General features: G+C 51.2%; 10 protein-coding genes. 4 read left to right on the top strand and 6 right to left on the bottom strand.

Annotated elements, in window-relative coordinates; translation table 11 throughout:
* Positions 1-212 precede the first annotated feature (212 nt).
* The 5 genes from ACZ52Z_RS18095 to ACZ52Z_RS18075 all read right to left on the bottom strand — a co-directional run bounded on the left by ACZ52Z_RS18095 (position 213) and on the right by ACZ52Z_RS18075 (position 6441).
* Positions 213-1991 carry an aldehyde ferredoxin oxidoreductase family protein gene (locus tag ACZ52Z_RS18095; protein WP_464268179.1) on the bottom strand — a complete coding sequence of 593 codons (1779 nt, stop codon included), beginning with the start codon at positions 1989-1991 and terminating at the stop codon, positions 213-215.
* A gap of 102 nt (positions 1992-2093) precedes the next feature.
* Entirely contained in the window at positions 2094-3404 is a 1311-nt protein-coding gene (gene gabT, locus ACZ52Z_RS18090; protein ID WP_464268178.1) for a 4-aminobutyrate--2-oxoglutarate transaminase, read from the bottom strand.
* Between the two features lie 38 nt (positions 3405-3442).
* Complete coding sequence (locus ACZ52Z_RS18085; protein ID WP_464268177.1) at positions 3443-4765, bottom strand: TRAP transporter large permease; 1323 nt, start codon at positions 4763-4765, stop codon at positions 3443-3445.
* On the bottom strand, positions 4755-5327 hold the full coding sequence (locus ACZ52Z_RS18080) for a TRAP transporter small permease subunit (protein WP_464268176.1): 573 nt from the start codon (positions 5325-5327) through the stop codon (positions 4755-4757). The genes ACZ52Z_RS18085 and ACZ52Z_RS18080 overlap by 11 nt, the downstream gene beginning before the upstream one ends.
* A 94-nt stretch (positions 5328-5421) precedes the next feature.
* Positions 5422-6441 (bottom strand): TRAP transporter substrate-binding protein, encoded by a 1020-nt coding sequence (locus ACZ52Z_RS18075; protein WP_464268175.1) that lies wholly within the window; start codon positions 6439-6441, stop codon positions 5422-5424.
* A gap of 483 nt (positions 6442-6924) precedes the next feature.
* Here ACZ52Z_RS18075 and ACZ52Z_RS18070 point away from each other — a divergent pair, with 483 nt between their 5' ends.
* From ACZ52Z_RS18070 to ACZ52Z_RS18060, 3 genes are all read left to right on the top strand, one after another.
* Positions 6925-9063, top strand: a complete 2139-nt coding sequence (locus tag ACZ52Z_RS18070) for an ATP-binding protein (protein WP_464268174.1) — start codon at positions 6925-6927, stop codon at positions 9061-9063.
* Positions 9060-10478: a sigma-54-dependent transcriptional regulator gene (locus tag ACZ52Z_RS18065; protein ID WP_464268173.1), complete on the top strand. Its 1419-nt coding sequence runs from the start codon at positions 9060-9062 to the stop codon at positions 10476-10478. The genes ACZ52Z_RS18070 and ACZ52Z_RS18065 overlap by 4 nt, the downstream gene beginning before the upstream one ends.
* 180 nt (positions 10479-10658) lie before the next feature.
* Positions 10659-11957, top strand: coding sequence for a sodium:solute symporter family protein (locus ACZ52Z_RS18060; protein ID WP_464268172.1), 1299 nt, complete (start codon positions 10659-10661; stop codon positions 11955-11957).
* Between the two features lie 75 nt (positions 11958-12032).
* Here the strand turns inward: ACZ52Z_RS18060 and ACZ52Z_RS18055 are convergent, their stop codons facing one another.
* Positions 12033-12710, bottom strand: coding sequence for a rhodanese-like domain-containing protein (locus ACZ52Z_RS18055; protein ID WP_464268171.1), 678 nt, complete (start codon positions 12708-12710; stop codon positions 12033-12035).
* Between the two features lie 353 nt (positions 12711-13063).
* On the opposite strand from ACZ52Z_RS18055, the gene ACZ52Z_RS18050 reads away from it, so the two are divergent.
* Complete coding sequence (locus tag ACZ52Z_RS18050) at positions 13064-13990, top strand: homocysteine S-methyltransferase family protein (RefSeq protein WP_464268170.1); 927 nt, start codon at positions 13064-13066, stop codon at positions 13988-13990.
* Positions 13991-14009 lie beyond the last annotated feature (19 nt).

Here is a 14009-nt window from a genome sequence, read left to right as displayed (position 1 = left end):
AGTGGGCACTCCCATCCATCTCCTGCCCCTCGACAACTTAGCCCGAATTAAGAAGGTTGCAAACCCTCCTGCCCTTTGCCCACCTCAGCCGGAAATGGAGGAGGCTGCAATGCGTGAGCAAATTCAGCTCAATCAAGAAAGCAACGATTCTCCCAGCCCCCTGCCGTCCTCCGCCTTTTCAGGGGAGGCACCAATGTCGGCACGTCCAAGACTCACCCGGTCTCACCGGTTGGAATCAAACCATTCTGGTCCCATCCTCTGTGCAGATAGTAGTCTTGCAGCAAGTACTCCATTTCTTCTGCAGTGAGCGTACTCCCATCCGCTAACGCCTCTTTGTGGAGCCTTTGAGGCAGTCGGTCGTCCTTAGGTTGTAGTCCCTCCCTCAGGTTATATGCTCTGGTCATATTCGCAATGTGTGCCGCGATTTTCCTGAGCCTCTCCTGTGGGAAGGGGGCGCCGGTAACCAGCTCAAGGGTTTTTTCAAGTTCCTCCCAAGAGTAGAGATCTCTATAGAATCTGCAGAGCGTCAGGGTATCAAATATATTGAGCCGGTCCTCATACTCGACCACCATTTCCGCCTTTCCCTTAATCTGATCAGGAGGGATCCAGCCGGCAAGCTCCGGTTTATAAAATGTTGTTCTCAGGTGACAGGCTCCCCTGGGCGAGGTGCCGAAAGTCAGCCCCATGCCTTTGAGTTTCCGCGGATCATACCCTGCCGGCTCCAGTCCCTTGACATGGATAGCAAGGTCTTCAACCTGAAAATATCTCGATGCGGGAAGGATGCCATCAGCGAGAATATCGCCAATACCTTGCCGCATGCCAATCTTTTCCACCAGGGCAATCACCTGATCCGCATGGCCATACTCTATCGCATATTCGACACGGCCCTGGGCTTTTGCCTCCATTACCAGGGCACAAAGATTCCCGGCAGTGATGGTATCGATGCCCAACCGGTCACAGAGATCGTTGAGGTAGGCGACCTCTTCCATCTCCTCTACCATGCACAGGCCGCCAAAGGAGTAGATGGTCTCATACTCCGGGCCTTCAAGTTGCAGCCCTTTATGACGTCCTCTGGACAAGGTGGACAACCTGCCACAGGCCATGAAGCATTTCGCACACGCATGCGGCTTGATCTTGTGTTCATCGTGATACTTTTCACCACTTATTTTTTCCCAATGGTCACAGGAGCCTTGACTCCAATACTTTGCAGGAAAGGCACCGGCAGTATTCATCAGGGAGACCATCATGGTTGTTCCCATTTTACGGTAGGCCTTGACCCCCGGATTCTGCATATGCTGCGTGGAAAACGCCTTGGCATATGCAGCCACCTGATCAGGCGCTGCATAGACGCGTTTCCTGTCACCCTGAAAGACAATGGCCTTGACCCGTTTAGATCCCATCACCGCCCCTACCCCGGTTCTCCCGGCACAGCGCCATTTATCATTGGCAATGATGGCAAAATTCACCAGGTTTTCCCCGGCAGGGCCAATAACCACGGCACCCGGCTTGCCATACCCCTCTTTGCCGGTACCATACGTCTTTAACGCCTCCTCCTCAGCGGCAAAGGTCTCCATTCCCCACAGGGAAGCGGCATCATGAAAAAACACCCCGTCCGGATGAATGACTAGTGCTGTCGGCCTGTCCGCCCTGCCGACCAGGAGTATGGCATCAAACCCGGTGGAATCAATGGATTCGGGCACCCTTCCTCCTGAATAGGATTCGGTGTAAAAACCAGTGAGCGGAGATTTGGTATAGACACCAAACCGACTGGCCCCCCACAGACGGCCGCCGCAAAAGGGACCCGTAGCAAAGATCAAGTGATTTTCCGGGGAAAGCGGATCAACTGCAACGGGGTTACGCTCAAGGAGCAAATGGGTAGCCAACCCCTTGCCTCCTAGGCATTGCTCAAGAATATCGTCGGAAACGTTTTCAATATCGAAAACTTTCTCTGTTAGATCAATGGTCAGGATACGGTTATAAAACCCGTGCATTTGTCACTCCTCGGTAAAAAGGCGGGTAAAAAACAGCATGACCTGTCCAGGGTACCACACAGTCCAGAGCAGGTCATGTTTGAAGGCATAGGAAAAGAAGTGTTATTTGCTCAAAGCGGCAAACCCCTGTTCAAGGGTTTGCAAGCCTTTGTTCAGTTGTTCATCGGTTATGACCAGGGGCATGAGAAACCTGATAACGTTCCCATAGGTGCCGCAGGCCAGAATAAGTAAGCCATTGTCAAAGCAGTATCTGACCAACGCCTTGGCTTCGTCCGCAGCAGGTATTTTTGTTGCTCTGTCTTTGACCAGTTCCATGGCAATCATCGGCCCGATACCGCGTACATCGCCTATGAGGTCATACTGCTGCTGAAGCTTTGCAAACCGGTCTTCCAGCGTACGCCCCAGGGCGACAGCTTGCTCAAGGAGGTTTTCGCTCTCAAAGATATCAAAAACCGCCAATGCCGCCTCACAACACAACGGATTACCGCCGTAGGTACCACCGATGCCCGAGGGATGGACCGCATCCATGATTTCCTTTTTACCAACAACCGCACTAAGAGGCATACCGGCAGCAAGACTCTTTGCCGTGGTCGTGATATCAGCTTCAACCCCATAATGCTCCATGGCAAACATATGACCGGTTCGACCGATACCTGTCTGGATTTCATCGGCAATAAACAGCACGTTGTTTTTTTCGCAGATGGACTTAAGCCGTTGAAAATAGTCCCTGGGCGGAGCGATGAATCCACCTTCACCCTGAACCGGTTCCACGATGACCGCTGCGGTTTCTTCCGCTGCCACGGTATTGATAAACATATGCTCCAGGTGATCAGCGCATTCAAGATCACACGCCGGGTACTGATTATTGAACGGACATCGATAACAGTTTGCATAGGGCATACGGTATACTTCAGGAGCAAACGGACCAAGGCCTAGTTTATACGGTTTCACCTTGGAAGTAAGGGACATGCCCATCAAGGTGCGCCCGTGGAAGGCACTGTCAAAAGCAATGATGGCCTGCTTCTTTGTAAAATATCTGGCTATTTTAACCGCATTCTCCACGGCTTCCGCCCCGCTGTTGGCAAACATGGCGGATTTGGGAGCATTTCCCGGAACCGCATCACATAGTTTCTGTGCCAGCCGAACAGCCGACTCATAGGGAGAAACCATGAAACAGGTATGGGTAAATTTCTCCGCCTGGTCCTGAATAGCCTTGACCACCTTAGGATGAGAATGGCCCACATTCATCACCGCAATACCGCCAGCGAAATCGATATACTCTTGCCCCTCGACATCGGTGATAACCGCTCCCTGTGCATGAGCAACATAGGAGGACGTGCCGCTGACATTCCCTTTTGCAATAACCTGATTGCGAATTTCCTGCAGTTCGGCATTACTTTTTACAGTACGCATTTACTTTCCTTTATATGTTTTATTGTAATAGGTTCAGTCTATCCCAAAACCTTATTTGGCAACCACAGGACAATCTGAGGAAACAGCATACAGATGACCAGAACGATAAAGTTAACGGTTATAAAGGGGATGACGGAACGGTAAATTGTAGCCATACCTACCCCGATCGGGGCAATCCCTTTTAGGTAAAACAGGGCAAAACCATACGGCGGTGTCTGGACTGCAATGAGAATATTGAGGATCATCAACACTCCGAACCATATGGGGTCATAGCCGAGAGACACTGCTACCGGCGTGAATAAGGGTGCACACATGAGGACGATGATAAATTCATCGATAATGAAGCCGAGCAACAACATGATCACCTGGAACATGATGATGATCATGATAGGCGGCAGGTCGAGATTGAGGGCAAAGTTGGAGACCATGGACTGCACTCCCATCAGCAGGTGAAAGTTGCTGAAAACAGAAGCACCAAAAATGATCCACATGGCTACACTGACCAGGATGGATGTCTGCAGACCGACACTGAGAAACATCTTCACCTTGAATCGTTTGAAGATAATCGACAACAGAACGGCCCCGGCAACACCAATGGCGCCTGATTCGGTCGGGGTGGCGATCCCTGTTATAATACTCCCCAATACGGCCACGATAAGCAGCATGGTAAGAAAACCGTCTCGGGCAATGGAGATTTTCTCGCCTAACGGCCGCTGCTGATTGTCTGCATCGGCAGCGGTAATAGGCGCTTTCTTGGGATTGAGCTTACAGCTGATGAATACATAGGTAATAAGTAGTATCACCGTTAATAGCGCCGGCATCATGGCACCGATAAACATCTTTCCGATAGAGTTATGGGTTGCAGCGGCAAACATGATCATGGGGATGCTCGGGGGAATGAGGATCCCCAAAGCGCCTCCGGCCATGATGACTCCGAGGGCTAATCGTTTGTCATAGCCCCTATCCAGCATAGGTCCCAGAGCAATACTCCCTGATGTCATTATACCGGCTCCGATAATGCCCACCATGGCCCCGATCATTGAACAGACCACAATGACACTGATTGCAAGCGAGCCTTTAATTTTTCCGATGAGCATCTGGCTCGCATCAAACATCGCGTCTCCAATACCGGATTTGGTAAAAAACTGGCCCATGTAGATATAGAGCGGTATGGCAAGGAGAATAAAACTGAAGTAGGTGGATTCAATGGTTGTCGGGATGACGTTAAACACCGCTTCCCCCCAGGTAAAATATCCGACGCCCATAGCGATACCGCCAAGGGCCAAGCCCACCGGCGCACCCAACGCAAAGAAAAAGAATATACAAAACAGTAAAATGGCGGTCAGAGCTTCAATTCCCATTGTCCTTCTCCGCTTGCAGGTGGCTTGATTGAGATGTTTTCTTTGGTGTCAGTTCACTGCCGGTAACCAGGAAAAAAACGTTGGCAATGATGTCCTTGCCAAGCTGGAGGATATAGAGCGCGCAGGCTATAATGGTCATAATCCAGAAATGGTGCATTGGCGGCGCCCATTCGCTCTGCCTGCGGGTATTGAACTGGAGAGCATCCTGAAGCTTGTCCGCACTCAGGTAGAGCATGAGCACCAGGAAAAAAACACCTACGGTAAAAGAGATAATGTCAAATACCCGCCGGGTTCTCCGCGAGACTTTTTTGTAGAGAATATCAACCGTAATATTTGCTCTCCGCTGCTGGGCGTACGCTCCGCCCAAAATTGCGATATAGCCAAAAAGAAACAGAGACACATCAAAGGCCCAAATAGATGGCCGGTTGAGAAAGTAGCGACAGAAAACCTCAAAGGAGACAATAAACGCCAGCACAGGCATAAGAACTGAGGCCGCATAGCCGGCGAGCTGAGAGAGCAGGTCGACTTGACGACAAAACCAGCGCAATATGGATACAAACATGGATACACCTACACTGTTGATTCACGGAGTACGGCAAATTGCTTGACGTACTCCGTTGTGGCTGAAAAGCACCTGTTGAATGAAGAGGGTGGAGCTATTTTTCCATGAGGATATCTACAAGCTGTTTGCTGTATTTATCGGCACCGGCATACTCCTGCCACAGTGTTTCAGCCGCTTTTGCCCAGGCTGCCTTGTCCGCGTCGCTTGGCTCGGGACTCCACTTCAGGCCCTTGCTTTCCATTTCTGCCACGGCCTGGCTCTCCCATTCCCTTGAGTTGTCCAGTTGGGCTTGTGCATGGATCCTGGTCGCCTCAACCACTGCTGCCTTCAACTCATCAGAGAGTTTGTTCCATGCCTTCTGATTCACCAGTATGGGAAGCACCTGCGCGCTTGCAAGAGGAAGTGGATACATGTATTTGGCCACTTCAACATGGTTACCGTCGCGATGATCGATCATGTTGCTGCCAATGGAACCGTCGATGACCCCTGTAGCCAAACTGGTATAGATTTCACCCCAGGCAAGAGAAACAGGTGAGGCGCCGAGGTTTCGGAGAAACTTTCCGTATGCACCTGGTGCACGTATTTTGAGCCCTTGAAAGTCTTCGATGGATTCGATCGGCTTTTTGGTCAGCACGTAGACCGGCGGCTGAATATAGGGCTCCAGCCAGACCAATCCGTGCTCTCCATAAGCCTCGGTGAGGATTGGTGCCCACCCCTGCTCATGAAAGAGCGCGTACAGTTCCTCGGGAGTGGAGGTATCGCCAGGCAAGCCGATTTCAACTATACCTGCGGGGAATTCTCCGGCATGCATGGACTGAAACGGTGCCACCATGGTGATCATGCCTGATTTGGCCGCACTTAAAAGCCCGGAGGTACCAACTCCCTCGCCAGAGTACAGTACCTGGACCCTGATCTTTCCGTCTGAGAGTTTTTCGATATTCTTACCCAGTTCTTCGTAGAGTGCGCCGAACGCAGTTCCTCGTCCGTACAGATTAGCAAAACGCCAGTTATACGTTGCTGCTGCAGCATCGGTAACGACCATACCGCAGATCATGCCAACGGCCAACGCCGCGGCAATGAGTTTATTTTTAACATCCATCACTTTCTCCAGCATAATACGCTCCTATCTCGATTGAATGACGCGAGCAGGCGACAATGACGCCGGCGTGTAACGCCTGCCCATAATGGTTACTGTGGGTTAAAGCAACTAGCATGCCCAAAAAACAGGCTGAAAATTTATACATAAATTTCAAATAGATAAAAGATAAATTGAGTTCTTCGAGAGGAGTTTTTTGTTGAATGTCAACCACCATGTCAACCAGGGTTGACACTGTCAAGCACGGTTGACTCACGGGGGAAGGGGAAAAGAGTACTCCTGTATCCGTTGCACACAGGGTACAATTCCCAGCAGGCTGGTCCATGAATAGCTGAGGGAGGGCGCCACCCTGCACGACCTGTCGCCTTGCATACGTCCAGATCATCTGGCGTGATATTTGCAAAAATTAGGAGAACTATGCACGGCTCCATGCAGGGACAATCGAACGGTTCCCCCCTGAAAGGTTTCCCTCACCGACACCTCTTCTATTGTAGAAAGATCATGAGCTTTCAAAGTAAAAAGAGCATGCTGATCATGCTGATCATTTCCATCGTCGTCTTACTGGCGGTCGGCCTGAACTACCGCATTTCACGCGACGTTGTAAAACGGACCATTTTTAAGCACCAGGAGGAGGCAGCAGAAAAAACAGCAAATATTGTTGAAATCTGGATGGCGCAACAGAAAAAAATTCTCAGAGCCGCGATCGAGTCCTTGCCCGAGGACAGCATAGGGAACAATCGGGAAACCCACGGGCCGCTGCAGATGGCGATGAAAGCTGGGTATTTCAGTGACGTCTACATTGGACTGGAGGCAGACGGCTCCCTTATCGATGGTGCCGGCTGGGTCCCGCCACCCTGGTATTCGACCAGCTGGCGCCCCTGGTACCTCCATGCCCTTAAAAAAAACACAATGAGTTTTTCCACGCCGCACATCGACCTTGTCACCAACAGCCTGGTCATCGCACTGGTCAGTCCTTTGGTGGTGGGCGATGAATTCGTGGGGGTGGTAGGCGCTGATACGGTATTAGACACCCTTGAACAGAATATCCTGAAACACAAGTTCAGTAAAAACAGTTTTGCCTTCATCGTGGAAAGCAGCGGCACCATACTCCTTCATCCCGATCGGGACTACGTCATGAAGGAAAATGTCTTCCGATTGGAATCAGAGCTTTTCAAGCAGATGGAGAGCTTTGGGGGTACTGCTGCCCAAAGTGTCCGTTATAGGTCCCGCAATCTCGAAGACTCTATACTTTCCTATAAAAATATTTCCGGCTCGAATTGGTTTTTATGCATCACCTCCCCCTACGTGGAAGCCAGGGAGCAGGCCCGGCAGAATACCATGATTTTCGCCATCGAACTGACCTTGAGAGCGCTCGGCATATTGGCGTTAATCGTCCTGTTCAGTGTTGGCGGCAGCGGGATGATGATCCTCATGCTCAGTCAGCGGTACAGTTCCAGCCTCTTGGAGCATAAAAAAGAAATAACTGGTATTACCAAAGACTTAAAGTGGAATATTGTGAAGAGAAAGGAGGTGGAAACCTATTATAAAACACTGTTTGATGTAGCCAATGATGGTATCGTCATCAGCAGGGGCCATCGGCTTTCAGAGTGCAACAAAAAGGCGGAAGAAATGTTCGGCATGTCCAGAAAGGAACTACTTGAGGCATCCCTGCTGGACCTTTCACCGGTGTACCAGCCGGACGGCACGCCCAGCCATGAAATGCTTGATCAAATATATGAAAAGACCAAAAAAGGACAACAGTACTATTTCAGATGGTCTTTCACCAAACGGGACGGAACCCAGTTCCCGGCTTCAGTCAATATCAAATTGTTACGACTCAATGAGGAAAAATTGCTCCTTTCCAGTATCAGAGATATATCCAAAAGAGTGGATGCAGAGGCACAGCTCATGCAAACTCAGAAAATGGCAGCCGTGGGGGAAATGCTCGGTATGATTGCCCACCAATGGAGACAGCCGCTCAACACGCTCTCTACTTATATTTCAAGTCTCCAGGCAGCACAGTTGAATAATGTCTTAAGCGATGCCTTAGTCGACAAGATCGTTACCGGTGCGGACGACCAGATTAAATTCATGTCAAAAACCATTGATAATTTCCGCAACTTTTTCAAACCATCCAAACAGAAAAAGAACTTCAATGTCTTTGATGTTGTTTTCAGTTCAGTCAAACTGATGGAAGCACAGATAAAAAATGCGGATATCAACCTGTCGGTCACCAACCTTTCCGGTGCCAAAACACTGATGATTTGCGGATATCAGAGTGAGTTTGTTCACGTGCTGATAAATATCATCACCAATGCAAAGGATGCCCTGCTGGACAAGGCATCGCAGGGACACAGTCCTTTCAGGAAAAAGATCGAGATTACCGTGGATGGCGATGATGCAGGTGTTTACCTGAATATAATGGATAACGGACCAGGCATTTCCAACCACTCCCTGCCCTTGATTTTCAATCCATACTACACCACCAAATCATCCGGATCCGGTACCGGAGTAGGACTCTACATGGCAAAGATGATCGTCGAAAAAGAGATGGGCGGAACCTTAACCGTGGCAAGCGAGCCGGGCTCAACCATATTTTCAATCAAGCTAAAACGAATTGAAAAGGACACCCCATCATGATTACTGCAGAGATGAAGAGCTGCCGAGTTCTTCTCGTTGATGACGAACAGGCTGAACTGGAAGCCTATACCCTGCTGCTCAACTCCATGGGGGTGGACAATGTGGTGACCGTCAGCGACAGCCGCAAAGTACTCTCCACTCTGGAGAGGAAGCAGGCCTCGATCGTTTTTCTTGATTTAAACATGCCTAAGCTGAACGGCATGGAAGTGCTGAAACAGCTACGGGCCGACAAACCGCATATACCCGTTATCATTATCACGGCCAACTCAGAGGTCGAAACCGCTGTGCACTGTCTGAAGATGGGGGCGCACGACTACCTGGTGAAACCCATAGACCTGAAGACATTCAGTTCCGCCCTGCGGAATGCCCTGGAGATAGGGCTGCTGCGCAATGAAGTGCTCTCGCTGAAAGGTATTCACTTTGGTGAGCGAGCCAGGACCAACAAAGCCTTTGCCCATGTCATCACTACCAATGAACAGATGTTCTCCATCTTTCACTATATCGACGCGACAGCGCCCAGTGGACTGCCCACTCTGATCTTAGGGGAGACCGGCTCGGGCAAGGAACTGTTGGCAAGAGCCATTCATGAGGTAAGTGGGTTGCCGGGTGAGTTCGTTGCCGTTGATGTTTCTGGACTGGATGACACGTTATTTTCCGACACCCTCTTCGGACACAGGAAAGGCGCATACACCGGGGCCGATTCCGACCGACCAGGCATGATCGACAAAGCCAAAAACGGGACAATTTTTCTTGATGAAATCGGCGATTTAGTCGAGTCATCACAGGTAAAGCTCCTCCGCCTGCTCCAGGAAAACATTTACTATCCCCTCGGGTCGGATACACCGCAGCGATGTCAGGCACGCATCGTTACTGCAACCAACAAGGATTTAAGAAAACATGCCAGCAGAGAGGGGGCGTTCAGGATGGACCTTTATTATCGCTTAAGCACCCATTTGATCAACGTTCCTCCGTTGAGGGAGCGGCAGGAAGATATTCCCTTGCTCATACAGCATCTTTTGCACAAGGCGGCCGAAATGATGAAAAAAAATGTCCCTCACATCAGCAAGCAGGCGATGGAGGCGCTTATAAAGCATACTTTCCCAGGTAATATCAGAGAATTAAAGGCTTATATCTATGATGCGGTTGCCTTGAGCGATGCAGGGGTAATCAATGATGAGGTTATCTTCAGCCGCTTGGCAGGAGCGATTAAACCGTCCATGCCCACCACAGCAACAACGAACCCGCTGGTATCGATTTTCGGTTATTTCCCAACCCTGAACGAATTAAGTGACTATGCGGTGGAACTTGCCCTTGCCGCTTCCAATAATAACCAGAGTCAAGCCTCCAGGCTACTGGGCGTCTCCAGACAGGCGCTGCATAAACGACTGAAAAAAAATGCAGAAAACAACGAGTGACATCAGTATGCTTCCCCTGCAACGAAGCATCAGCCGGCACACCCATGGCAGCCCTGTGCAAAAGGTTCACAGAAGTCTCCTGTCTACCGCAACGCCTTTTCCTGGAAAAGTCATAACCCCAGGGGTACCAGAAAGGAGCGCTTCAGGTCCGTCTGTCTCAGGATGCAGCGTGCAGCCATCATGAATACTCATATTTACCAGGCCACCTTCATACTTACCTTTCTCTGCATCAGCGTGGTTGCAATTCGCGGTTCATCAAAGGTCAAGTCTGCGGAAGATTTTTCAGTGGCCGGCAGGTCACTCTCACGTTCCGGTGTCTCGTGGGTCATTATCGGCACCCTGGTCGGCGGTGTATCCACCATCGGTACGGTTCAGACAGCCTATACCCATGGCATTGCCGCCGGCATCTTCACCTTTGGCAGCGGGCTCTCCTGCTTTCTTCTCGGCTGTTTCTTTGCTCGTGCGCTCAGGGAGGAAAAGGTGATCACCGTCTCCGAATACCTGGGCAGGTATTTTGGCCAAAGGTTCAGGTACTATTGCAGCACCCTCAATTCGGCAGGCATGTTTATCCACGTTGTCGGCCAGTTCCTTGCGGCCATAGCTATTCTGCAGGCAGTGTTCAACCTTGGCGATGTGTTCTCCATCCTGGTCACCATGGCCCTTATCGGCATGTTTGTTCTATCAGGGGGAGTTACCGGTGCGGGATTGATAGGGAAAATCAAATTCTATATGCTCTATTTTGTCATGTTCATCAGTGCGGCAACGGCACTGTATAAAGGCGGCGGCATGGCAATGATACTTTCCGGTTTACCCCAAGAATTGGATATGCTGGGGTTTAGCCGGTATGGAGAAAAAACGGCGCTGATCGACATTGCCTCCATGCTCATCGGGGTGCTCTCCACCCAGATCTACCTGCAGGCGATTTTTTCGGCTAAAGATGTGCGCGAAGCCCGAAACGGAGCCTTTATCAGTGCCGTCATTATCCCGCCCATCGGCGTTATGGGTATTCTTGTTGGCCTCTACCTCCGCGCTCAATATCCCGAGGTAGCTGCAAGCCCAGCCCAGGCCCTGCCGTTCTTTCTCCAGCAGGCATTTCCGCCAGTACTTGCCGCCTTGTTCTCTGCCGGTATTCTTCTCATTGTTCTTGGGACAGGCGCGGGGCTTGTGCTTGGGGTGACGACCAATATCTACAATGACTTTTTGAGCGGAAAAAATGCGCTCAGCAAGAGCATGGCCCCCATTCATCTGGTGAGACTGAGCGCACTGACTGTCCTTATTTTTGCCGCCTTGCTGGTGGTTACCGGTCTTGAGTCGACCATTCTCAAGTGGAGCTACATGTCCATGGGACTGCGGGGAACAGCTGTTTTTGCCGGTCTGATCATTGCTGTATTTTTCAAGCAGCTCGCCGCTTACCGAGGAGTGCTGCTTTTGCTCTACCTCCTCCCCCTGTCCTATGTTCTTCTGAACGCGGGGTGGTAAAAGTGGTTGAGCGCCGTGTGCATCCTCCCCTTAAGGCCAAAGTGGCCTTGACGGATCAATTGCCCCCCTTGCGCATTACTCAGCTGTGATATATTTCACCGGGAAGCCTCGAGCCTTCCACTCGACCAAACCATAACGCACATTATAGATGTGCTTAAATCCTCTGTCGATCAGGATCTTTGCTGCCACCGTACTCCGATTGCCAGTGGCGCAGTAGATGAGAACCGGTTGTTCCTGGTAATCGAGCAGTCGGGTATATTCCCGCTGCAGCACCTGCACCGGCAGGAGGGTAGCACCAGCAATAAATCCGTCTCTGGCATACTCCTCCGGGGTACGGACATCCAGGAGCAGCGGGGAAATATTGGCGAGAATCTCTTTTGCCTCCTCAGCACCTACCGCACGGTAACTTGCCTGCTGATACTCAATAACCCTGATCTCGCCTTTGCTCTCCCCGTACGCAAAGGCGTAGGAACCGGTGTGTTTGAACTTCACATAGTTCTTTTCTCCCTTTTCAGCGGGAAAAACATGTAGGATGTTCAACCCCGGAACCAACAGGGCTGTGCTCTCTCCGTCCACTACAGGAAAGACCACATAATCGCCACGATAGACAGTGAGGACCTGAGAGGCGACTTCCTCCGGAGCCAGGACGCGCAACCCGTTGAGCACCTTTCCGGAAATATCCGCTGCCAAGGCATTGGCAGCAGCAATGCACAGAAAAACAGAAAAGATGACCGAAGTGTGTACGCCTTGCATAGAGAGAACTCCCCTGGTGAATGCTGAAACGTTCGTCGCATGGAAATGTACGCGCTCCCTTTTCCTGACTTTAATCACCGCTGGGACCATGACAACTCTTTACCCTGCTCTGCTCTCCTTCGCCGCCAGGGAACCGTGCATTGGAAAACAATGCACCGCTGCTGCAGTATTCCCTGACTGCCCTTGACCAGAACGTGCGCCTATGGACTCGCGGTGATGCCATCTCCCCATCTTCTCCCCCTTTCCCCGGTTGACTGATCCGGAGCAGCAGGATAAAGGGAGGGTGAAGTCACTTTTCAGCCGCAATTAACAATCACTGCATTCAACTCCAGCTCTTGCAAGGACGGTGCTACATGGCAACAGCTCAACACCATAGTCGGATTACCCTCCTTGATGGCGGCATGGGGCGCGAACTTATGCGGATGGGAGCCCCGTTTCGGCAACCGGAATGGTCAGCGCTTGCGCTGACTGAGGCACCTGATCTGGTACGAAAGGCGCACCAGGCTTTTGCTGCGGCCGGGAGCGACATACTGACAACCAGCAATTACGCTGTTGCCCCTTTTCACCTGGGTAAAGAACGATTTCTCGCCGAGGGGAAAACGCTGACAGCACTCGCCGGTCACATTGCCCGTGATGTGGCGTCGAGCTCCGGTTGCCGGGTTGCAGGATCCATTCCGCCGCTCTCCGGTTCCTACCGCCCTGACCTTTTCATCGCTGAACTGGCCCAACCATTGCTGGCAATCATCATTGATGCGCTCAAGCCCTCTGTGGACCTATGGCTTGCGGAAACCATCAGCTCTCTTGCTGAAGCCGAGGCAGTGGCTACCGCCCTTTCAGGAGAAGTCCGCCCGTTGTGGTTGTCATTCACCCTGATGGATGGCGCAGGATTTGATGAAGAGACCCCGTGTATCCGTTCCGGCGAGAAAGTGACCAGCGCCCTACGTTCTGCCAACGAGCTTGGGGCATCAGCCATCCTTTTTAACTGCAGTCAACCAGAGGTGATGTCGTCGGCAATTACCGCAGCACTCAAGGAATGCAGGCACCTGCAGAGAGATCTGCCCATAGGGGTGTATGCCAACGCCTTCCCGCCCCAGAAAAAAGAAGCCCTGGCCAATTCCGCACTCCTGGAACTCCGCCAGGAACTCGACCCGGCAGGTTACCTTCATTTCGCTGAAACCTGGTGTCAACTCGGCGTGACCATCATTGGCGGCTGCTGCGGTATTGGTCCAGAGCATATAGCGTCCCTGCACGGATGGTTGAGGGACAATGGATTTCGCTAAGGCTAGGGGCTGCGAAAAC

The organism is Desulfogranum aggregans, assembly GCF_055398265.1.
This window is presented reverse-complemented; position numbering and strand designations above follow the sequence as displayed.

Excerpts from the sequence above, each read along its gene's own strand:
- ACZ52Z_RS18095 (WP_464268179.1), bottom strand. The coding sequence starts at position 1,991 with ATGCACGGGTTTTATAACCGTATCCTGACCATTGATCTAACAGAGAAA.
- gabT (WP_464268178.1), bottom strand. The coding sequence starts at position 3,404 with ATGCGTACTGTAAAAAGTAATGCCGAACTGCAGGAAATTCGCAATCAG.
- ACZ52Z_RS18085 (WP_464268177.1), bottom strand. The coding sequence starts at position 4,765 with ATGGGAATTGAAGCTCTGACCGCCATTTTACTGTTTTGTATATTCTTT.
- ACZ52Z_RS18080 (WP_464268176.1), bottom strand. The coding sequence starts at position 5,327 with ATGTTTGTATCCATATTGCGCTGGTTTTGTCGTCAAGTCGACCTGCTC.
- ACZ52Z_RS18075 (WP_464268175.1), bottom strand. The coding sequence starts at position 6,441 with ATGCTGGAGAAAGTGATGGATGTTAAAAATAAACTCATTGCCGCGGCG.
- ACZ52Z_RS18070 (WP_464268174.1), top strand. The coding sequence starts at position 6,925 with ATGAGCTTTCAAAGTAAAAAGAGCATGCTGATCATGCTGATCATTTCC.
- ACZ52Z_RS18065 (WP_464268173.1), top strand. The coding sequence starts at position 9,060 with ATGATTACTGCAGAGATGAAGAGCTGCCGAGTTCTTCTCGTTGATGAC.
- ACZ52Z_RS18060 (WP_464268172.1), top strand. The coding sequence starts at position 10,659 with ATGAATACTCATATTTACCAGGCCACCTTCATACTTACCTTTCTCTGC.
- ACZ52Z_RS18055 (WP_464268171.1), bottom strand. The coding sequence starts at position 12,710 with ATGCAAGGCGTACACACTTCGGTCATCTTTTCTGTTTTTCTGTGCATT.
- ACZ52Z_RS18050 (WP_464268170.1), top strand. The coding sequence starts at position 13,064 with ATGGCAACAGCTCAACACCATAGTCGGATTACCCTCCTTGATGGCGGC.